At 70.6% G+C, this 21,078-nt stretch carries 16 protein-coding genes; 9 read left to right on the top strand and 7 right to left on the bottom strand.

Annotated elements, in window-relative coordinates; all coding sequences use genetic code 11:
- The first annotated feature begins 123 nt into the window (after positions 1-123).
- From ZRA01_RS12000 to ZRA01_RS11990, 3 genes are all read left to right on the top strand, one after another.
- Positions 124-2,649 (top strand): circularly permuted type 2 ATP-grasp protein, encoded by a 2,526-nt coding sequence (locus tag ZRA01_RS12000; RefSeq protein WP_141352480.1) that lies wholly within the window; start codon positions 124-126, stop codon positions 2,647-2,649.
- A gap of 28 nt (positions 2,650-2,677) precedes the next feature.
- Positions 2,678-3,694: a transglutaminase family protein gene (locus tag ZRA01_RS11995; RefSeq protein WP_141352478.1), complete on the top strand. Its 1,017-nt coding sequence runs from the start codon at positions 2,678-2,680 to the stop codon at positions 3,692-3,694.
- Positions 3,695-3,866: 172 nt separating this feature from the next.
- A complete protein-coding gene (locus tag ZRA01_RS11990; RefSeq protein WP_141352476.1) occupies positions 3,867-4,739 on the top strand; it encodes an EamA family transporter in 873 nt (290 codons plus the stop codon).
- 505 nt (positions 4,740-5,244) lie between these two features.
- On the opposite strand, the gene ZRA01_RS11985 is transcribed toward ZRA01_RS11990, so the two are convergent.
- The 3 genes from ZRA01_RS11985 to ZRA01_RS11975 are packed head-to-tail and all read right to left on the bottom strand — an operon-like array spanning position 5,245 to position 11,019.
- Positions 5,245-6,678, bottom strand: a complete 1,434-nt coding sequence (locus tag ZRA01_RS11985) for an efflux transporter outer membrane subunit (RefSeq protein ID WP_246093656.1) — start codon at positions 6,676-6,678, stop codon at positions 5,245-5,247.
- Entirely contained in the window at positions 6,675-9,794 is a 3,120-nt protein-coding gene (locus tag ZRA01_RS11980; RefSeq protein ID WP_141352474.1) for an efflux RND transporter permease subunit, read from the bottom strand. Before ZRA01_RS11980 ends, ZRA01_RS11985 begins: the two co-directional genes overlap by 4 nt.
- 13 nt (positions 9,795-9,807) lie before the next feature.
- On the bottom strand, positions 9,808-11,019 hold the full coding sequence (locus ZRA01_RS11975; RefSeq protein ID WP_246093655.1) for an efflux RND transporter periplasmic adaptor subunit: 1,212 nt from the start codon (positions 11,017-11,019) through the stop codon (positions 9,808-9,810).
- A 162-nt stretch (positions 11,020-11,181) separates the two neighbouring features.
- Between ZRA01_RS11975 and ZRA01_RS11970 the strand changes: the two genes are divergently transcribed.
- A complete protein-coding gene (locus tag ZRA01_RS11970) occupies positions 11,182-11,787 on the top strand; it encodes a TetR family transcriptional regulator (protein WP_141352471.1) in 606 nt (201 codons plus the stop codon).
- Between the two features lie 9 nt (positions 11,788-11,796).
- Here ZRA01_RS11970 and ZRA01_RS11965 read toward each other — a convergent pair whose 3' ends face one another.
- The 3 genes from ZRA01_RS11965 to ZRA01_RS11955 form a co-directional block, all read right to left on the bottom strand.
- Entirely contained in the window at positions 11,797-12,954 is a 1,158-nt protein-coding gene (locus ZRA01_RS11965) for a right-handed parallel beta-helix repeat-containing protein (protein ID WP_246093654.1), read from the bottom strand.
- Between the two features lie 8 nt (positions 12,955-12,962).
- Positions 12,963-14,192, bottom strand: coding sequence for a right-handed parallel beta-helix repeat-containing protein (locus ZRA01_RS11960; RefSeq protein WP_246093653.1), 1,230 nt, complete (start codon positions 14,190-14,192; stop codon positions 12,963-12,965).
- 322 nt (positions 14,193-14,514) lie between these two features.
- A complete protein-coding gene (locus ZRA01_RS11955) occupies positions 14,515-16,923 on the bottom strand; it encodes a hypothetical protein (protein ID WP_141352469.1) in 2,409 nt (802 codons plus the stop codon).
- Between the two features lie 137 nt (positions 16,924-17,060).
- Between ZRA01_RS11955 and ZRA01_RS11950 the strand changes: the two genes are divergently transcribed.
- From ZRA01_RS11950 to ZRA01_RS11930, 5 genes are read left to right on the top strand one after another with little or no spacing between them, the layout of a single operon-like run.
- Positions 17,061-18,017 (top strand): prenyltransferase, encoded by a 957-nt coding sequence (locus tag ZRA01_RS11950; protein WP_246093652.1) that lies wholly within the window; start codon positions 17,061-17,063, stop codon positions 18,015-18,017.
- Positions 18,014-18,700, top strand: coding sequence for an HAD family hydrolase (locus tag ZRA01_RS11945; protein ID WP_141352465.1), 687 nt, complete (start codon positions 18,014-18,016; stop codon positions 18,698-18,700). Before ZRA01_RS11950 ends, ZRA01_RS11945 begins: the two co-directional genes overlap by 4 nt.
- Before the next feature lie 33 nt (positions 18,701-18,733).
- Positions 18,734-19,348 carry a glutathione S-transferase family protein gene (locus tag ZRA01_RS11940; protein WP_141352463.1) on the top strand — a complete coding sequence of 205 codons (615 nt, stop codon included), beginning with the start codon at positions 18,734-18,736 and terminating at the stop codon, positions 19,346-19,348.
- A gap of 39 nt (positions 19,349-19,387) precedes the next feature.
- On the top strand, positions 19,388-19,978 hold the full coding sequence (gene ruvA / locus ZRA01_RS11935; RefSeq protein ID WP_141352461.1) for a Holliday junction branch migration protein RuvA: 591 nt from the start codon (positions 19,388-19,390) through the stop codon (positions 19,976-19,978).
- Positions 19,975-20,466 (top strand): DUF4442 domain-containing protein, encoded by a 492-nt coding sequence (locus ZRA01_RS11930; RefSeq protein WP_246093651.1) that lies wholly within the window; start codon positions 19,975-19,977, stop codon positions 20,464-20,466. The genes ruvA and ZRA01_RS11930 overlap by 4 nt, the downstream gene beginning before the upstream one ends.
- Positions 20,467-20,487: 21 nt before the next feature.
- On the opposite strand, the gene ZRA01_RS11925 is transcribed toward ZRA01_RS11930, so the two are convergent.
- Entirely contained in the window at positions 20,488-20,976 is a 489-nt protein-coding gene (locus ZRA01_RS11925; protein WP_141352459.1) for a hypothetical protein, read from the bottom strand.
- Between the last annotated feature and the right edge of the window lie 102 nt (positions 20,977-21,078).

Below are 21,078 nucleotides of genomic sequence, written 5' to 3'. Positions count from 1 at the left end.
GGAGCTTTGCCTCTGCACCCCGCCCCGGCCTTTGCCCGCGGGCCGCCGGTGCTTTATCGTGCGGGCTGCCCGCGCTTGTCCGTGGAAGCGCCGCCCGGTGCCCATCGCCCCCATCGCCAACCCATGACCCACCCCTTCCTCGCCCACTATCCCTACCGCCCCGACAGCTACGACGAACTGATCGGCGACAAGGATGTTCGGCCGCACTGGCAGGCGTTCGTCGATCACATCGAGGAGACCGGCACCGACACCCTGCGCGCCCGCAGCGCCCAGCTGGAGCGGGGCATTCAGCAGAACGGCGTCACCTACAACGTCTACGCCGACCCCCGTGGCGCTGGCCGCCCGTGGTCCCTCGACCTGCTGCCGCTGATCCTGCCGGCTGACGAATGGCGCGGCATCGCCACCGCCATCGCCCAGCGCGCGCGCCTGCTCGACACCCTGCTGGGCGACCTGTATGGCCCCCAGACCACGCTCGAGAAAGGCCTCCTGCCCACCGAGCTGGTGTATGGCCACAAGGGTTTTCTGTGGCCCTGCCAGGGCATCCGGCCGGCCGGCGGCCACTACCTGCACCTCTACGCCGCCGATCTGGCCCGCTCGCCGGACGGCCGCTGGTGGGTCATCGCCGACCGCACCCAGGCCCCGTCGGGCGCCGGCTACGCCCTCGAGAACCGCCTGCTCGTGTCGCGGGCCTTCCCCGACCTGTTCCGCGACATGCAGGTGCACACCCTGGCCGGCTTCTTCCGCGGCCTGCAGCGCGCCCTCGCCGCCCAGGCCCCGGGCGACGGCGAGCCGCCGCTCACCGTGCTGCTCACCCCCGGCCCGTTCAACGAGACCTACTTCGAGCACGTCTACCTAGCCCGCTACCTCGGCTTTCCGCTGGTCGAAGGGCAGGACCTCACCGTGCGCGACGACACCGTCTTCCTCAAGACCGTCTCGGGCCTCAAGCGCGTGCATGCCATCCTGCGCCGCCTCGACGACGACTTCTGCGACCCGGTCGAGCTGCGCGCCGACTCCGCCCTCGGCGTGCCCGGCCTGCTCGGCGCGGTGCGCGCTGGCAAGGTGCTGGTGGCCAACGCGCTGGGTTCGGGCCTGCTCGAATCGGCCGCGCTGCCGGGCTTCCTGCCGGGCATCTGCCGCCACCTGCTGGGCGAGGAGCTGGCCATGCCCTCGGTGGCCACCTGGTGGTGCGGCGAGGCGCCGGCCCGCGCCGAGGTGCTCGACAACCTGCGCAACCTGGTGCTCAAGCCCACCTTTCCCGGGCGCTCCAGCGAGGTGCTGTTCGGCGACCGGCTGGCCGAAGACCAGCTCGACGCCCTGGCGGCGCGTATCGAGGCCCACCCGACCGAGTTCGTCGCCCAGGAACTCGTCAAGCTGTCCCGCGCCCCGGTGTGGGCCGGCGGCCACCGGCGCAAGCTGCGCCCGCGGGCGATGGGCCTGCGCGTCTATGCGGCGATCACCCCCGAAGGCTACAGCGTGCTGCCCGGCGGGCTGGCGCGGGTGGCCGGCGTCGACAACACCCGCATCCTCACGCTCCAGAAGGGTGGCAGCAGCAAGGACACCTGGGTGCTCTCCGACGGGCCGGTGTCCACCTTCAGCCTGCGCAAGGCCGTCATCGGCGTGGACGACCTGATCGGCGAGACCGGCACCCTGTCGTCGCGGCTGGCCGAGAACCTGTTCTGGTTCGGCCGCTACAGCGAACGCTGCGACGCCGTCGCCCGCCTCGCCCGGCTGGCCCTCACGCGGCTCTCCGAGGGCCGCCGCACCGAGCGCGCCGGCGCCCTCGCGGTGATGCTCGAGCTGGCCGCCGGCGCCGGCCTGATCGACGAGGAGGCCGTCGAGGGGCCGGTGGTCAAGGCCGAGCTCGACCTCTTCCGCGCAGTCCTCGACCGCCGCGCCGACCACGGCCTGGCCGCCAACCTGCAGCGCCTCAGCTGGTGCGCCACCCAGGCCCGCGAGCACCTCTCCCTCGACCACTGGCATGCCCTCAAGCGCCTGTCGGCCGAGATCGAGGCCTGCCGCGATCGGGCCAGCGACGTCTCGGCCCTGCTCGAATTCCTCGACGAAGCCCTCACCACCTTCGTCTCCCTGTCGGGCTTCGCGATGGACACCATGACCCGCGACATGGGTTGGCGGCTGCACATCATCGGCCGCCGCCTCGAACGCCTCGACAACCTGGCCGGCACGCTGGCGCGCTTCCTGCGCCGCTACACCGGGCTCGACTCCCCGCTCAACCGCGAGCTGGCCATCGAAGCCCTGCTCGAGCTGTGCGACTCGGTCATCACCTACCGCACCCGCTACCGCGCCCAGCCCGAGCTGCTGCCGGCGATCCACCTCCTCACCATGGACGAGGCCAACCCCCACGCGCTGGCCTTCCAGCTGCGCATGGCCGGCAACTACCTCAGCCGTTTCGAGAAGAGCGGCTCGCCCCTAGGCCTGGCCGAGCTGGAGCAGGCCTTCGCCGGCCTCCAGGTCTTCCCCTGGAAGCGTCTCGAGGCGAGCACCCCGGAGGCCGACCGCCACGCCGCCTGCGTCCTCCTCGCCACCCGCCTGGAGGCCCTGGCCGACGCCGGCCGGCAGCTCTCCGACCGCCTCGCGATGCGCTTCTTCAGCCACGTGGGCGGCAACCGCCAGGCCACCTTCGCCGCCTGAAACCCTGCCCAGCGCCCCGCCCGCCACCATGAGCCAGAGCGTCGCCTACATCGTCATCCACGAAACCGAGTACCCCCACTGCGGGGTGCCGGTGTCGCTGGCCCAGCACCTCCTGCACCTCATCCCGCGCGCGCTGCCGCACCAACTGCGCGCATCGGCCGGCATCACCATCGCCCCCGACGTCGGCCGCCTCACCCACGGCGAGGACGCCTTCGGCAACCCGGTCACCTGGCTGTCCCTCGACACCCCCCACGACGGCCTGCTGGTGCGCGCCGAGAGCCACGTCACGGTGGTGCGCCGCGCCCTGCCGGCCCCCGCCGATTCGCCGCCCTGGGAGAGCGTGCGCGAAGCCTTCATGTACCGGCCCGAACCCCACAGCCGCGAACGCCTCGACGCCGAGCGCTACCTTTACGCCTCGCCCCGCGTCCCGCGGGACGCCGCCCTCGCCGACTTCGCGCGGCAGGCCTTCACACCCGGGCTAGCGCTGCTGGCCGGCGCGAAGGCGCTGATGGACCTGATTTTCAAGACCTTCACCTTCGACGCCGAGGCCACCGAGGTGAACACCCCGGTCCATGACGTGCTCAAGCGCAAGCGCGGCGTGTGCCAGGACTTCGCCCACCTGATGATCGCCGCGCTGCGCTCCATCGGCCTGCCGGCGCGCTACATGTCGGGCTACCTGCTCACCGACCCGCCGCCCGGCAAGCCTCGCCTGGTGGGCGCCGACGCCTCCCACGCCTGGGTGGCGGTGTGGTGCCCCGGCCACGGCTGGATCGAATACGACCCCACCAACGGCATCCAGCCCGACCTGCGCCACGTCACCTTGGGCTGGGGGCGTGATTTCCAGGACGTCTCGCCGCTGCGCGGGGTGATCCTCGGCGGCCTCGCCCAGACGCCCGAGGTGCGCGTCACGGTGATGCCCGAGGCCGAATGGGTCGAGCGTCAGGCGCAGCTCGAGAAGGCTCAGGCGGAGGCCCGGGCGAAGCCTCGGGCGAAGGCGCCCGCCAAGCTGCCCGCGGCCCCCGACGTGGAGGCGCCGGAGGGCTGAGCCTGGCCAGGGCGCGCCGCCATCGGCACCGCGGACGTGCCGCGCCTGCCGCCTCCGGGTGAGCCTCGGCGAAGGCGCTATTGCAAGTGTTCGTGTGGTTCTCGAGGCTGCGGAAAGCGGTCAACTGCCGTTTCCAGGATAATCCGCGGCCTGTCGTCGCGGAGCCCTATCCATGCCTTACCTCGTCACCGTCAACCTGCTGTGGGCCTTCTCGTTCAGCCTGATCGGCGAATACCTGGCCGGCCGCGTCGATAGCGACTTCGCGGTGCTGGTGCGGGTCGCCATCGCCGCGCTGGTGTTCGTCCCCATCATGCGCTGGCGCGGCCTGCCCGGGCGGCTGGTTGGCGGGCTGTGGCTCGCTGGTGCCTTGCAGTTCGGTGTCACCTATCTGTGCCTTTACCGCAGTTTTGCCGTGCTGACGGTGCCAGAAGTGCTGCTTTTTACCGTTTTGACCCCAATTTACGTCACCCTCCTCGACGACGCCCTGGCACGCCGTTTCAACCCCTGGGCGCTGCTGGCGGCGCTGGTGGCGGTGGCCGGCGGGGTGGCGATCCGCTTCCAGCCGCTGGAGGGCGACTACCTGATGGGCTTTTTGCTGCTGCAGCTCGCCAACGCCACCTTCGCCGCCGGGCAGGTGCTGTGCCGCCACCTGCTCGCCCGCCACCCTACCGATCTGCCGCTGTACCGCTTCTTCGGCCACTTCTTTCTGGGCGCCCTGGTGCTGGCGCTGCCCTCCTGGCTCATCTTCGGCAACCCGGCCAAGTTGCCCCACACCGCGCTGCAATGGGGCGTGCTGGTGTGGATGGGCCTGTTCGCCACCGCGCTGGGCATGTTCTGGTGGGTCAAGGGCAGCACCCGCGTCGACGCCGGCGCGCTGGCGGTGATGAACGAGCTGCACGTCCCGCTGGGGCTGCTGGTGAACCTGTTGATCTGGAACCGCGACGCGGACCTGAAGAAGATCGCCCTGGGGGGTGGGGTGATCATGTTGTCGCTGGTGCTCAACCGGGTCGGGCGGAGGCGTGGTGGGGCGGTGGCGGCGGGCTAGCTGTGCTCTCCTGTTCGTCCCGACGGGCGCCAGGCGCACGACTGCACCGTGGCTTAGGATTGTCCCAACATGGTTTATCCCCACGCAGGTGGGGATAAACCGGGTGTAGCGGCAGTGCAAGCGAGCTATTTAAAGTGTTCCCCACGTGCGTGGGGATGAACCGTGTGCCGTAACCCTGAAACTATCGAAACCCGCGCCAGCGCTGGGTTTCAAGCGTTTTCCAGTGCGAGCGGACAGGCCGCTGGGGCATTTTTTCATATGAAAAATTTGCTTGGCAGCCCTGACGGATCCATTCCTTGGCATAACTGGGGCTTTTTGCCACACGACAAAAAATTCCGGCGGCGTGGAGAACGGTTTTTGTGACGTGGCTGGCGGTTTTTTGGGCGTGAAATAAGGTGTTTTCGGCGCGGCTTGCCGGGTTTGTGTGGCATCACGGGGGATGCCGTCGGCGCCGGCCGCCCGGGCGGGTGTTGCGGCCCGGGCGGCGGGGCGGCCTCAGGTGCCCTCAGGCGCCCTTCCAGCCCCCCCCCAGGGCCTTGAACAGGTCCACGGTGGCCGTGAGGCGGGCCTGGCGGTTCTGGATCCAGGCCACGGTGGCGTCGTTGGCGGTGCGCTGGGCGCTCAGCACTTCGAGGTAGGGCGAGTAGCCGGCGTCGTAGCGGGCCTGGGCGAGCTGCAGGGCGCGCTTGGCGGCGTTCATGGCGCGGGTGTAGGCGTCCTCGGCGTCGGCGTTGCGGCCTACGCTGACGAGGGCGTCGTTCACTTCGCGGAAGGCGCCCTGCACCGTCTTGCGGTAGGTCTCGAGGCTCTGCTGCTGCTGGGCGGTGATCTGGTCCACCTGGGCGCGCAGGCGGCCGCCTTCGAAGATCGGCTGGGTGAGCCCGGCGCCGAAGGACCACACCGCCGACGGGGCGCTGAAGAGCTGCGACAGGTCCTTGCTCTCGCGGCCGAAGTTGCCGGTGAGGGTGATGCTGGGGAACAGCGCGGCCTTGGCGACGCCGATCTTCGCGTTGGCGGCGATCAGGTCGGTCTCGGCCTTCTTCACATCCGGCCGGGTCTCGAGGAGCGCGGAGGGCAGGCCGGCGGGCGGCGCCGGCGGCACCGGCAGGGTGCGCAGGTCGCCCGCGGCGACCTTGAGGCCGGGCTGGCCGACCAGCAGGCCGAGCAGGTTCTCGGACAGGCCGCGGGCGCGGTCGAGCTCGACCCGCGCGGCGGTGTAGGTGGCCAGTGCGCCCTCGGCCTGCTGCACGTCGAGCTGCGAGGCGATGCCGCCCTCGAAGCGGGTGCGGGTGAGCTGGGTGCTGCGGCTCTGGCTGCTGAGGGAGTCGTCGACGGCCAGCAGCTGGGCGTCGATGGCGCGCAGGTTGAGGTAGGCCTGGGTGACCGCTGCGGCAAGGCTCAGCGACACCGTGTCGGCGGCGTAGCGGGTGCCCAGGGCCTGGGCCCGGGCGGCCTCCGAGGCGCGCCGCAGCTTGCCCCACACGTCCAGCTCGAAGGAGGTGGACAGGGCGAGGCGGGCGCTGCTGCGGGTGATCGGCGCGGTGGACGGGATCGGCGTGGCGTTGGTCTGGCTGATCCGGCTGCGGCTGCCGCTGGCATCCACGTTGACCTGCGGCAGCAGGGCGGCGTCGACCTGGCGCAGCAGGGCGTCGGCCTCTTCGATGCGCAGCGCGGCGATGCGGGCGTCGGGGCTGGTGGCGAGGGCCTGGGCGACCAGGCCGTCGAGCTGGCTGTCGCCAAACAGCGACCACCAGTTGTCGGCCACCGTGGGCGCGGCGGCCAGCGGGCCGGCGGCGTTGTAGGCCTCGGGCAGGCCGACCTGGGCGGCGGGGCGCACGTAGTCGGGCCCGATGGCGCAGCCGGACAGCAGGGCCAGCGTCAGCGCGGCGAGGGCGAAGGGCCGCGCGGTGAAGTGGGGGGCGTCAGGGCGGCGCATCATGCCTTCTCCTCGGAGCTGTGGGGGGTGGCGGCCGCCTGGGGCGCCCGGCGCCCGGCGAACCAGCTGAAGAACATCGGGATGAAGAGGGTGGCGATGAAGGTGGCCGCCAGCATCCCGCCGAACACGCCGGTGCCCATGGACTTGCGGGCCGCGGCGCCGGCGCCGGTCGAGATGACCAGCGGGAAGACGCCGAGGATGAAGGCCAGGGACGTCATCACGATGGGGCGGAAGCGCAGCCGCGCGCCTTCGAGGGCGGCCTCGAGCACGTGCATGCCCTCGGCCCGCTTCTGGGCGGCGAACTCGACGATCAGGATGGCGTTCTTGGCGGCGAGGCCGATCAGCACCACCAGGCCGATCTGGAAGTAGATGTCGTTGGGCATGCCGCGGATCATCACCGCCGCCAGCGCGCCGAACAGCGCGAAGGGCACCGACATGATCACCGCCAGCGGCAGCGACCACTTCTCGTACTGGGCGGCGAGGATCAGGAAGACCATGATGATGCCGAACACGAAGGCGATCGCCGAGGTGGTGCCGGTGCGCTTCTCCTGGAAGGCCTGGCCGGTCCAGGCCAGCTCGTAGCCGGCCGGCAGGGTTTCGCGGGCGACTTCCTCGACGATCTTGATGGCGTCGCCGGTGCTGACCTTGGGGATCGAGTTGCCGAGCACCTTGGCGGCCAGGAAGCCGTTGAAGCGCTCGAGCTGCTCGGCGCCCACCTGCTGCCTGACCTTGATCAGCGCCCCGACGGGCACCATCGCGCCGGCGGTGGAGCGTACATACACCTTGCCCAGGTCGTCGGGCCTGGCCCGGTAGGCGCCGTCGGCCTGGAGCTGGACGCGGTAGGTGCGGCCGTTGAGGTTGAAGTCGTTCACATAGAGCGAGCCCATGGTGGCCTGCAGCGACTGGTAGACGTCGGCCACCGGGATGTCCATCGAGATGGCCTTGGCTTCATCCACTTCCACGTAGAGCTGGGGCGAGGTGGGGCGGAAGAAGGTGTTGATGCCGGTGAGCTCGGGGCGCTTCTTGAGGGCTTCCATGAACTGCTGGATCACGCCGGCCAGCTTTTGCGGGTCGGCGTCGCCGCGGGCCTGGATGTAGGCCTCGAAGCCGCCGGCCGCGCCCAGGCCGCGGATCGCGGGCGGGTTGAACACGATGCCCAGGCCGTCGGGCAGGGTCATGCCGAGGCCGGTGAACTTCTTGGCCAGCTCGTCGGCGCCGGTGCTGCGCTCCGACCAGTCCTTGAGCGGGATGAACACCGTGCCGGCGTTGGGCTTGAGGCCGCCGCCGATGATGTCGTTGCCGGCGATCACGAAGACCTTGTCGACGCTGTCGTCCTGCTTGAGCTTCTGCTGGAAGCTCTCGCCGGTGACGCGGGTGCGCTGCAGGCTGGCGCCGTCGGGGAGCATCAGCGCGCTGATCAGGTAGCCCTGGTCTTCGGCCGGCACGAAGCCGCCGGGCACCGCGCGGAACATGAAGATGCTGCCGCCGACGATGATCGTGCACGCCACGGCGCCGATGATGCGGTGGTGCAGGGTCTTGTGCACCATGCTGGTGTAGGAGCCGGTGAAGGCGTCGAACAGCCGGTTGAAGGGGCGGAAGATGGGGGCTTCTTCGTGCTTGGTCTGCAGCAGCAGCGCGCACAGGGCCGGGGTGAGGGTGAGTGCGACGACGCCGGAGAGGGTCACCGCGATGGCCACCGTCACCGCGAACTGCTGGTAGAGCTTGCCGGCGATGCCGCCAAGGAAGGCCACCGGCACGAATACCGCGCACAGCACCAGCACGATCGCGATCACCGCGCCGGAGACTTCGCGCATGGCCTCGACGGCAGCCTCGCGCGGCTGCATCTTCTCTTCCCACATCAGGCGCTCGACGTTCTCGAGCACCACGATGGCGTCATCCACCACGATGCCGATCGCCAGCACCATCGCGAACAGGGTGAGGGTGTTGATCGAGAATCCGAACATCCACAGGCCGGCGAAGGTGCCGATCAGCGACACCGGCACGGCGATCAGCGGGATCAGGGTGGCGCGCCAGTTCTGGAGGAACAGGTAAACCACCGCGCCCACCAGCAGCATGGCTTCGCCGAGGGTGCGCACGACCTCCTCGATGGAAGCCTGCACGAACTTGGTGGTGTCGAAGGGGATGACGTAGTCGACGCCGGTGGGGAACTTGAGCTTCAGCTCGTCCATGCGGGCGCGCACCTTGGCGGCCACTTCGAGGGCGTTGGCGCCGGATTGCAGGAAGATGCCGACACCAACCACCGGCTTGCCGAGCAGCGTGGTGCTGGCGTCGTAGTTCTGGGCGCCGAGCTCGACCCGGGCCACGTCCTTCACGCGGAGCACGCCGTTCGGGCCGGCGGCGCGGACCACGATGTTGCCGAACTCCTCGGGGGAGCTGAGGCGCCCCTTGGCGGTGACGGTGTACACCAGCTGCTGGCCGGCGGGGGCCGGCTCCTGGCCGATCTTGCCGGCGGCGTTCTGGCGGTTCTGGGCGGCGATGGCGTTGGCGATGTCGCTGGCCGTTACCCCCAGCTGGGCCATGCGGTCGGGCTTCAGCCACAGGCGGATGGAGTAGTCGAGGGCGCCGAAGATCTGGGCGTCACCCACGCCGGGGATGCGCTTGAGGTCGTCCACGACGTTGACCAGCGCGTAGTTGGAGAGGAACAGCGGCGTCCGGCTGGCATCCGGCGAGGTCAGGGTGGCGACCATCAGGATGTCGTTGGAGCGCTTCTGCACCGTCACGCCGAACTGGCGCACCACGTCGGGCAGGCGCGGCTCGGCGATCTTGACCCGGTTGTTGACGTTGACGGTGGCCATGTCGACGTTGGTGCCGACCTCGAAGGAGGCGGTGATCGTCAGGCTGCCGTTGGACGAGGCGGTGGAGTTGAAGTACAGCAGGTTCTCGACCCCCGACAGCTGCTCCTCGATGGGAGCGGCCACGGTTTTTGCCAGGGTGTCGGCGGAGGCGCCCGGGTAGGAGGCGGTGATCACCACCGTCGGCGGGGTGATTTCGGGGTATTGGGCGATGGGCAGCGCGCGCGCGGCCATCAGGCCGGCGATCACGATGATGATCGAGATGACCGACGCGAAGATCGGCCGGTTGATGAAGAAACGTGACATTGTGCGTGCCCCCTCAACCCTTCGCCGCCGGAGCGGCGGCGGGCGCGGTGCCCGGCTTGGCGGCACCCGGCGCGCCAGGGCCCTGGCCCGGTGCGTGGGGAGCGACCGTCGTGCCCGGGCGGGCCTTCATGAGGTTGTCCACGATCACCTTGTCGCCGGCCTGGAGGCCCCCGAGGATGATCCAGTCGGGGCCGCTCCACTGGCCGGTCTTGACCGGGCGCGGGGCGACCTTGTTGTCGGCGTCGACGGTCATCACGATCGGGCCCTTTTCGGTCTGCATCACTGCGGCCTGGGGCACCTTGAAGACGCCGCTGCGCTCGCCGGTGATCAGCCGCGCACGCACGAACTGGCCCGGTAGCAGGCGGCCTTCGGGGTTGGCGAACTCGCCGCGCAACTGCAGCGTGCCGAGCTTGGGGTCGATCTGGCTGGCGGCGAAGTTGAGCTTGCCGCGCACCGGGTAGCTGCTGCCGTCGGGCAGCACGAGCTCGACGCCGCGGATCGCCTGGGGCTTGAAGCGGCCCTCGGGCATCGCCGCCGACAGCTCGGCCTCGGGGATCGAGAAGCGCACCCACATCGGGTTGACCTGCACCACGGTGGTCAGCAGGGTGCCGCCGCCGGTGGCAAGCAGGGTGCCTTCGGAGACCACCGAACGGCCGCTGATGCCGCCCACCGGCGCGGTGACGGTGGCATAGGAGAGGTTCAGCTCGGCCTGGCGCAGGGCGGCCTGGGCGGCCTGTACGGTGGCCACGGCGACGCTGTTGTCGGAGCTGGCGGTGTCGTATTCGCGCTGGCTGATGGCCTGCTGGGCCAGCAGGCCCTTGAGGCGGGCGGCTTCGCGCTGGGTCTGCTCGACGCGGGCCCTGGCTTCGGCGAGCTGGGCCTTGGCCTGGGCGACGGCAGTCTCGAGGGGCGCCCGGTCGATCTGGTAGAGCGCCTGGCCGGCCTTCACCGGCGAGCCTTCGTCGAACACCCGCTTCTCGAGGATGCCGCCGACGCGGGCGCGGACCTCGACCTCACGGGCGCCTTCGGTCTGGGCGACGGCTTCGACGCTGGTCTCGACGCGGGTCGGCTGCATTTCGAGGGCGGTGACGGGCAGCGGCGGCATCGCGCCGCCCGGGGGGCCGGCGGGCGGCTGCTCCTTGCTGGAACAGGCGGCGAGCAGGAGGGTGGCGGAAAGGGTCGACAGGCCAAGGCCGGCGAGGCGGGTGGCGGAACGGACGGTCACGGTGATCTCCGGGGGCTGGATTTCTGATGGGGCTTGGGGCATAGTTTATACAAACACGGTTGTATGTAAATAGCCCGGCACGTAAGGGTGGGTAAAGATCGCGCCACACCGAAGGTCGCCCCGGGAATGCCGACGAAATAATACCGACTTTAGAACAGGCCGATGGTTCGTAAAACGAAAGAAGAAGCCGAGATCACCCGCCTGCACATCATCGATGCTGCGCGCCGGGTGTTTCTGCAATGCGGGGTGAGCCACACCTCCCTCGAAAAGATCGCCGCCGCCGCCGGGGTGACCCGCGGCGCGGTGTATTGGCATTTCCGCAACAAGAGCGAGCTGTTCTTTGCGATGCGCGAGGACGCCACGCTGCCCTTCGTCGACCGGGTGGTCTTCGACGCCGACGACGAAGACCCGCTCGCGGGCATCGAGACGGCCTTGCTGGAGATCTTCCGGGTGCTCGCCGACGAGCCGAAGACCCGCGAGACGATAGAGATCGTGGCTTTCAAATGTGAATACGTGGACGAGCTCCTGCCGCTGATGGGCTGCTCGTCCGGCCAGGAGGTCTTCCTGAGCGACCTGACCCAGGCCTACACCCGGGCCGCCGCCCGCGGCCTGCTGCGCCCGGGCGTGACCCCGGCGGCGCTGGCGACCGACACCTTCATGTTCGTCGGCGGGCTGATAAAGCACTGGCTGGGGGGCGGGCCCGAGTCGCCCTTCCGGCGGGATGCCGAGCAGATGGTCCGCGCCCACGTGGCCCTGCGCCGGGCCTGAGGGCGGGGTTCAGCGCTCCGGGGCGTCGCCGGCCGGGGGCGTCTGGAAGGCGCCGGGCAGCCAGTGTGGCGGGTTGGCCAGCGGGCGGGTGCCGGCCGGGAAGCGGAACTCTGCGTCGGGCGCCAGCCCGATGTCGTCGGCCGATGGCACCGGCGCGAGCTGCGGGCCGGGCCAGGCCGAAGCCCCGGCCGGCAGATGCGCGTTGCCCCGGTGGTCGCCGGGCATCGCCTCGACGAAGCTGCCGGGCCCGAGCAGCAGGTTGTTGCGCGTGCTCACGCGGGCGTCGGCGGGCAGGCGCTCGAACCACACGCGGGCAAACTGGCCGGGCTTGTCGCCGTCGTTGATCAGGGTGTTGTGGGACAGCTGCAGCCGGTTCACGGGCCAGCGGCCGTGCTCGGCGCCGTAGGAGACGATGGCCGGGTTGTCGGTGGTGGGGCTCTGGGCGATCAGGTTGCCCACCACCTGTGCGTCGCCCCCCTCCGGAAACTCCAGCTCGTAGGACGCGGTGCCGCCCGGCCCGTCGGCCAGCCAGTTGTAGCGCACCTCGCTCACCCGCGCCCGGCTCTTCACCAGATGCCCCCGGTGGCCCTGCTGGAAGTGGCTGCCCTCGAGCACGAAATGGCCGATCCGCCCCACGTAGAGCAGGTGCGGCAGCAGCAGCCCGCCTTTGGGGGCGTGGCCGAACACGCTATTGGCGATGCGCAGCGCGCTGTCGGCCTCGTTGCCGGTGAGGATGCCGTTCTCGTTGTCCTCGAAGACGCAGTCGGCCAGCTCCAGCGTGCCGCGCTCGAAGCGGATGCCGGCGCCATTGCCTGCGGGGGCGCGGGCGCCGCGAAACTCGATGTTGCTGATCCGGAAGCGGCCGCTCCTGAGCACCCAGATGCCCTTGCCCTCCGCCAGCGGGCCGTCGGCCAGCAGCACCGGCCGGGCACCGACGCCGCGGATTTCGAGATCCTGCTGCGGCCACACCGCGACGTCGCCCCGGTAGGTGCCGGGTTTGATGAGGACGGTGTCGCCGTCCCGGGCGATGCGGGCCGCGTCGGCGATGCGCTCGACCGTGCCGCCGGGGCCGACGGTGATGACTTCGGCGAGGGCGGGCCCGCCGACCGGGGCCAGCAGCGCGATCTGCAACGTGAGCTGCAGCGCCATGGGGCGGCGGACAGGCATGGGGGGCTTCAGCGATCGGCCGGGCGGTGGAGGGCGACGCCGCTTCCCTGGAAGGCGCCCGGGGTCCACACCGGCGGCTGGGAGAGGGGCTGGGTGCCGGCCGGGAAGGCGAACTCGGCGCGGGGGGCGAGCTCGGTGCCGCCGAGGGTTTCGGCGCGGCTGAGCCGGCCGCGCAGCCAGGAGTCCGGAGCGGGGGCGAGTTCGAGTTTGTCGGGGTCGATGGCGCCCGGGGGCAGCATGTAGTTGCCCCGATGGTCGCCGGGCAGCAGCAGCGTGAACAGCCCGAAGCCGACGGTGAGGTTGTTGCGGGTGACGATCTCGGTGCCGGCGGGCAGCTTGTCGGTCCACGCCCGAACGAACCAGGCCGGGCGGATGCCCTTGTTGATCAGGGTGTTGTGGGAGAGAAACAGGCGGTTCACTGGCCGGTTGCCCGCTTCGGCCCCGTAGCCGATGACCACCGGGTTGCCGCTGGCGGCGCTCTGGGCGATCACGTTGCCGGTGACCACCGCGACGCCGCCCTCGGGAAACTCGAGTTCGTAGGAGGCCGCGCCCTCGGGCCCGTCGGAGAGCAGGTTGTAGCGCACCTCGTTCAGCCGGGCCCGGCTCTTGACCAGGTGCCCGCGGTAGCCGCGCTGCAGGTGGCTGCCTTCGAGCACGAAATGCTTGATCCGCCCCACATACAGCAGGTGGTGCAGCCCGAGCTCGTCGTGGGGGGCCTTGTCGAAGGTGCTGTTGATGACGCGCAGCTCGGTGTCGTCGAAGTTGGCGGTCAGGATGCCGTTCTGGTTGTCCTCGAAACTGCAGTTGCGGACTTCCAGCGAGCCCTGCTCCATGCGGATGCCGGCGCCATTGCCATCGGCCACGCGGGCGCCGCGGAAGGCGATGTTGTCCACCTTGAAGTGCCCGTTCACGAACACCCAGATCCCCTTGCCTTCCGCGTCGCGTCCGTCGGCCTGGAGCACCGGCCGGGTGCCCAGGCCGCGGATTTCGAGGGATTTCTGGGGCCACACGGCCACATCGCCCCGATAGGTGCCGGGCTTGATGAGGACGGTGTCGCCGTCCCGGGCGAGGCGCGCGGCGTCGGCGATGCGCGTCACGCTCTCGTCGGGGCCGACGATGATCACCGCGGCGGGCGCGGCGGTGCTGGCCGCGAGCAGCGCCGCGGCGACAAGGCGCCGGACGCGGCGCAGCAGGGAAGGGGTGGGCAGGGCGGGCACGCTGGGGGTGTCTTCGTTCATTCTAGAAACGGTAGTTGGACGCGCTTGCTGGTGCGTCTGGGCGGGTGTCTGGCGCGAAGAGCTCCACCCCCGGAGACGCCGCGATGCGGCGCTCCTGCCCCCCGAGGGGGCCGCGAGAAAGCTTGGGGCGGCCCGGCGCTTTCTCGCGACAACGCGGCAGGCTCATGCCTGCAAGGCGGAGTGACAAAGCCAGGCGCCCGCGCAGGCGTGCCAGCGGGCGTGTAGCGCTATCACCCTCCGGGTGAGCGTCTGCGAAGGTACGAAAGCGTTTGCTCATGCGGTTCTTGAGGTTACGAAAAGCGGTCAACTGCCGTTTCCAGGATTATTGGGGGTGCGGGCCGGGCGGCTGGCGGAGGGTCAGCGCCAGCCACAGCAGCAACAGCAGGAAGACGGTGATCCGGGGCATGTCCATCAAGCTGTCCACCATCCCCACGGTGAGCACACCGGCGACGGCCGCCAGCACGGTCGGGGCCAGCGTCTGACCGCGCAGGGCCTGCCGGAACAGCCGCAGGGCAGCGGTGGCCAGGATCAGGGCGAGGGCCGTGACGCCGAGGAGGCCCTGCTCGACGTAGGTGTGCACGAACAGGTTCTTGGCGTGCCAGGGCAGGTGCTCGTGGTCGGAGGTGAAGAACCAGAAGTCGGTGCCACGCGCCAGGTCGCCATTGGCCAGCAGGGGCTGCCAGCGGGCGTCCACCAGGGCGAAGCTGGAGAGATCCACCGCAGCGGGGGCGCCGACCTCGACGCTGAACACCGCCAGCCTGGGTGGCCGCAGGGGGCCGGGCACATCGTCAAACTGGCCAGCGACGGTCTGCCAGCCCTTGCCGCCGGTGATCGGGAGGCTCTGGGTGGCGCAACTGTCGCTGTAGAGGAGGTGTTTGCGGCAGATGCTCACGCTGACGACGGCATCCTGCTCGCTGCGCGCCTTGAGGCTGTAACGGGCGACCCCGGCGGTGTCGATCGGGATGCGCTGGGAGAACCGGATGGGTTCGGTCACCCCTGCCGGCGGCCCGATCTGGATGAAGGCTCCGCTGTCGTCGTGGCCAAGGCCGAGGGCGCTCGGGCGGGGGGCGCCCGGCTCCCAGAAATAGGCCGCCGGATAACGCCCCAGGCCGATGCCCACCAGGCTGTCGATGCCCGCGGGCACCAGGCCCAGGCTCAGCTTGAAGTGCCGGGAGCGGATCTCGATGTCGTTGCCGGTCGCACCCAGGCGGTCGCCCATGTAATAGCTGCCGAGCGTTGTCACCAGCATCCCGGCCATCGCGAGGGCAATGGCCACGCCGGGGGCTTCCTGCAGGCGGGGTGTCCACAGGGGCGTGCCGCCCAGGGCCTGGCGCGCCAGCAGCGCCAGCGCCAGGGCGGCCCCCACCGCGGTGCCGGCAAAGCTGTGGCTGATGCTCCAGAAGGCGCTGATGAGCACCGTCGTGCCGGCGAGCCAGGTGAGCAGCGCCAGCGTCAGCCCGGGGCGCGGCAGGGCGCTGCGGCGCGTGGCGGCGAGGGCACCGGCGGTGATCAGCCAGGCCACGCCATAGGCCAGATAGACCCCCTTGGGCAGCGCCAGCATCGCCACCACGCTGAGCCCCGTGAGCAGCAGCCCGCCCACCACGCCGCCCGCCACCCGCGCGGTGGTGGCGCCGGCGAGGGCTCCGCCCGCTGCGTAGCCGAGCACCGCCAGCCCGGCAAAGGCGAGCAGGGCGCGGTAGCCGCCCTCCGAGAAGCTCAGCGCGCAGCCTGCGATCAGTACTCCCGTGAGCAGCAGCAGGCTGGCCGGCCGCGGGCGCGGCGCTGCCGTGGCGCCGGTGGCGGGCCGCAGCAGCGCCAGCCCGCCGAGGATGGCCGCGGCGATCAGCATCGCGCCATAGACGATCCGCGAGAAGGTGGTGAAGGCGGCGTAGAAACCGAGGATCAGCACCCCCAGGGCCAGGCCCCGGGCGAGGGGGTGGCGGGCACGGGCGATGGCGGCCAGCGCGAAGGGCAGGGCCAGGGCCAGCCAGGCATCGAGGGCGGCGCCGCCCACGTGCATCTCCCAGAACAGGGCCGAGCTGCGGTAGTCGGCGCCAAAATTGGTGAAGCCGGGGAAGGCCAGGCGCTCCCACAGGGCCGCCAGGCCGCAGGTGGCAAGGCCCAGTGTGAGGCCGGTGACGATCCGCCCGAGGGCTGCCTCGCCGTCCCGGCGGACGGCCAGGTGCAGGAAGGGGATCAGCGCAAAGGCCAGCACGAAGCCCTTGCCGACCCGCAGCGCATTGAGCGGTGTGTTGTAGCCGACCAGCGCCGCCGCGTCGAAAACCGGCTGCGGGCCGAGGCCGCGGAGGCCCGAGATGAGCACGCCCGCCGCCAGCAGCCCGAAGAGGGCCAGCGCGCTCACCGTCAGCTTGACCGGGGCCCACCCGGCCAGGGTGGTGGGGGGCGGGGCGAGCGCCTCGCGAAGGCCGAGGGCGGCCAGGGTCGTGAGGGCCAGCGCGTCGCTTTCGGTGAGGTGGATGTGGCCGCTCCAGGGGGCCAGATCGACCACCGGCCAGAGCGCCGGCATCAGCACCAGCCAGAGGGCCGGCCGCAGCGCGACGGTGAGGCCGTAGAGGCCCAGCAGGACGCCGGCGACCCAGCGGTCGAGGGGGTAGACCGCGAACCAGCCGGCCAGCGCGGCCAGGGCCGCGAGGGCCGCCAGCATTCCGTAGAGGCGCGGGCCGACGCTGCTGGAGGGGTGTCGGGAGGAGGGCGGGGCGGTGGTTTCCACGGCGCAAAGGCGGAACGATGACAGCCGGCGATGCTAACCGATTGGGCCGCGCTTTGTCGCTGCACCCTGCCCGGCTTGACCGCCGCTGCGGCGCACCGCAGCATTGGCAGGCTTCAGCCATCCAGCGCCTCCATGTCGTGACTCCTTCCGAACCGCTGCCCTCCCTGCGCGCCCGGCCGTTTCTGGCCGGCCTGCTCGCCACCCGCCCGGCCTTTCTGGGCGTGACCCTGTGCGCCTGCCTGATCGGCCTCGCGGTGGCCCACGGCAGCGGCGTGCCGGTCGACGCCGGCCGGGCCGCGGCCACGGTGTTCTTCGCGCTGCTGGCCCACGCCGGCATCAACGTGCTCAACGATTACTTTGATGCCCGCAGCGGCGCCGACGCGGCCAACGTCGAGCGGGTCTTTCCCTTTACCGGCGGCAGCCGCTTCATCCAGAACGGCGTGCTCAGCGAGGCCGAGACGGCGCGCCTCGGCTGGGGCCTGCTGCTGCCCGTGGTGCCGGCGGGGCTGTGGCTGGCGTGGCAGGCGGGGCCTGGTTTAATCGTCATCGGGCTGGCCGGGCTGCTGATCGGCTGGGCCTACAGCGCGCCGCCGCTGGCGCTGGCCTCCCGCGGGCTGGGCGAAGCCGCGGTGGCGGCCGGCTGGCTGCTGGTGGTGGTGGGCAGCGATTACGTGCAGCGCGCCGCCTTCGCCCTCGCGCCGCTGCAGGCCGGGCTGTCGTATGCGCTGCTGGTGGCGGCGATTTTGTTCATCAACGAGTTCCCCGACCAGCGCGGCGACGCGGCCGCCGGCAAGCGCACGCTGGTGGTGCGCCTCGGCCCGGATGGGGCCAAGTGGGCCTGGCTCGGCCTGGTGCTGGCGGCCTACGGCTGGCTGGTGCTGATGGTCGGGCGCGGCTACCTGCCCCAGGGCGCGGCGGCCGCGGCGCTCACGCTGATCCTGTCGTTCCGTGCGGCGCGCAGCCTGCTCGCCCACGCGGCCGAACCTTGCGAGCTGGCGCCGGCCCTCCGGTTGACGATCGCCGCCGCCCACCTGCATGGCCTCGTCCTGGCCGCCACCCTGGCGCTCGGACGCTGGCCCGGAGCCCTGTCATGAGTTTTGCACCTGCCTTCGCCGCCCTCGACATCCACGGCGTCATCTTCGACATGGACGGCCTGCTGCTCGACAGCGAGCGGGTCGCCCTGGCCACCGTCGCGGCGGCGGCGGCCGAGATGGGCTTCGAGTGGCCGCCCGAGCTTGGCTTGGCGATGGTCGGCCTCAACTCGAAGGACGGCCAGCACGTGATCCGCCGCCACCTGGGCGACGATTTCCCGGTGGACCAGCTCTACGAGCACTTCGGGCGGATCTACGAGGCGCGCATCATGAGCAGCGCGATCCCGCTGATGCAAGGCGTCACCGACCTCTTCGACGTGCTCGACACGCTGGCCCTGGGCCGCGTGGTGGCGACGTCCACGCGGCGCTCCCGGGCCGAGCCCAAGCTCGCCGCCGCCGGCCTGCTCGGCCGGGTGCACGGCATGGTGTGCGGCGACGAGGTGAGCCGCGGCAAGCCGGCGCCGGACATCTTTTTGAAGGCCGCCGAGCGCCTCGGCGTACCGGTGGCGAACTGCCTGGTGCTGGAAGACTCCAACGCTGGCGTGCGCGGCGCCCTGGCCGCCGGCGCCCGGGTGGTGATGGTGCCCGACCTGCTGGCCCCCGCCGACGACGTGCGTGCCGCCGGTGTGCCGCTGGCCGGCAGCCTGCACGACCTGGCGGGCTTCCTCGCCGGCCGGGCCGCCTGAAACCCCGATTCCCCTGCCTTACGGAGTGAAACCATGAAAATCGTCGGCCTGCTCGATTCACCCTTCGTCCGGCGCACCGTCATCACCGCGCGGATGCTCGGCATCCCCTTCGAGCACCAGAGCCTGTCGGTGTTTCGCAATTTCGACGAGTTCCACGCCATCAACCCCCTCACCAAGGCGCCGACCCTGGTGCTCGACGACGGCGAGCTGCTGGTGGACAGCAGCCACATCATCGACTGGTTCGAGCGCACCGCGCCGGCCGGCCGCAGCCTCTGGCCCGCCGGCCCGGAGCAGCTGAAGCGCTGCCTGCAGCTCACCGGCTTCGGGCTGGCCGCCGCCGAGAAGGGCGTGCACCGCGTCTACGAAACCAAGGTCCGCCCCCTGGAGAGCCGCGACCTGGGCTGGCTGCGGCGGGTCGAGGGGCAGATCCGCGACACCTTCGGCGAGCTCGAGAGGCGGGTGCCCAGCGAGGGCGACTGGCTGTGCGGCGACGCCCCCACCCAGGCCGACATCACCGTGGCGGTGGCCTGGCGCTTCATCCATGCCACCGCGCCCGGCCTCGTCGCCGACAGCGACTACCCCCACCTCGCCGCCCTGTCAGCCCAGGCCGAGGCGCTGCCGGCCTTCATGGCCACCCGCTTCGAATAGCCTCTTCCCCACTTCCCACTTCCCACTTCCCAACGCCCCATGATCGGACGCATCACCGGCCGCCTGGCCGAAAAGAACCCCCCGCAGATCCTCGTCGACGTAAACGGCGTCGGCTATGAGCTCGAGGTGCCGATGAGCACCTTCTACGGCCTGCCGGCCCTTGGCCAGAACGTCAGCCTCGCAACCCACATGGCGGTGCGCGAGGACGGACACTTCCTGTACGGCTTCGCCACCGAGGACGAGCGCGCCGCCTTCCGCCAGCTCCTCAAGGTGGCCGGCATCGGCGCCCGCACCGCGCTGGCGGTGCTCTCCGGGCTGTCGGTGCACGACCTCGCCCAGGCCATCGCGCTGCAGGAGTCCGGCCGGCTGGTGAAGATTCCCGGCATCGGCAAGAAGACCGCCGAGCGCCTGCTCCTCGAGCTCCGCGACAAGCTCGCCAAGGCCCTGCCGGCGGTGGCCGGCAGCGTCACCGCGAACCTGCCCGGCGACGACCGGGCCGACATCGTCAACGCGCTGCTGGCGCTGGGCTACAACGAGAAGGAGGCCCTCGGCGCGGTCAAGACGCTGCCCGAAGGCGTGGGCGTGTCGGACGGCATCCGCCAGGCCTTGAAGGGGCTGTCGAAGGCGTGAGCGCCAAGCTCAAACAGGGCTTCATGCGCAACGTGAAGCTCCGCGCCGGCACCCTGCGCCTGCTGATGAACCTGTGGCCGCCCTTCATCGGCGCCGGCATCCATGTGGAGCACCTCGCCTCCGATTACCTGGAAGCCCGCGTGCGGATGCGCCTGGGCCTCCTCAACCGCAACTACATGGGCACCCACTTCGGCGGCTCGCTGTTTGCGATGACCGACCCGTTCTTCGCGCTGCTGGTGATGCACCGCCTGGGGCGCGACTATGTGGTGTGGGACAAGGCGTCGCGCATCGATTACCGGCTGCCCGGCCGCGGCACCGTGCGCGCGATCTTCCGCATCACGCCGGAGCAGGTCGAGGAAATCCGCCGCGCCACCGCCGGCGGCGACAAGCACGAGCCGGTGTTTGCCGTGGACGTGACCAACCGCCAGGGCGAGGTGGTGGCGACGGTGGAGAAGACGCTGTACGTGCGGAGGAAGCCGGGGCGTTGATGGCCCCGGCGTGATGAATCGTCAGCCCGGCGGCGTGGCGTCGATGGCTTGGCGCCCAAAGTGTGACTGCGCGGCTTCGATCAGGCGGTCGAACTCGGGCAGGGCCGCGGCGAGGTGGGCGAGGGCTTCGTCGACGGGCTCGAGGGCATCGGCCAGGGTGTCGGGGTAGGCGTCAGCGAGGATCGCGGGGTCGAGGCGGATGGGGTGGAAGAGGAACTCACCTTCGATCCGGAAACCATTGGCGGCGAGTGCGGGGAAGTCGTCGATGGCGTTCTGCAGGAAGCCCGCCCACTTCTTGCCGGGCTGGGCGCGTTTCTGGCCTTCGAGGCCGGTGATCCAGGGTGCGTGCACGGCGAAGCGGAGGCCGAACTCGTGAGGAGCTGCGCCGACGAGGGGTGACAGGTAATGCGTGCAGTCGATCTCCGGGACATAACCCAGCTCCAGGTAGGCTAGCAGGCTGTTGAAAAAATCAGCGTTCCTCGCGGCTTTTTCCCCTGCCCGAAAAATCAATCTCCGCTGCGCGCTTCAAGCCGGAAGTGTTGCCGCTTTCAGGCGTCTATTCCGCCGCCGCCCGTGCATCCATTACCCAGCCATTCCCACTGCCGCGCCTAC

The organism is Zoogloea ramigera, assembly GCF_006539865.1.
In the GTDB taxonomy this organism is placed as follows: domain Bacteria; phylum Pseudomonadota; class Gammaproteobacteria; order Burkholderiales; family Rhodocyclaceae; genus Zoogloea; species Zoogloea ramigera.
The sequence above is the reverse complement of the archived record's forward strand: the minus strand, read 5'-3'. Positions and strand labels throughout refer to the sequence as shown.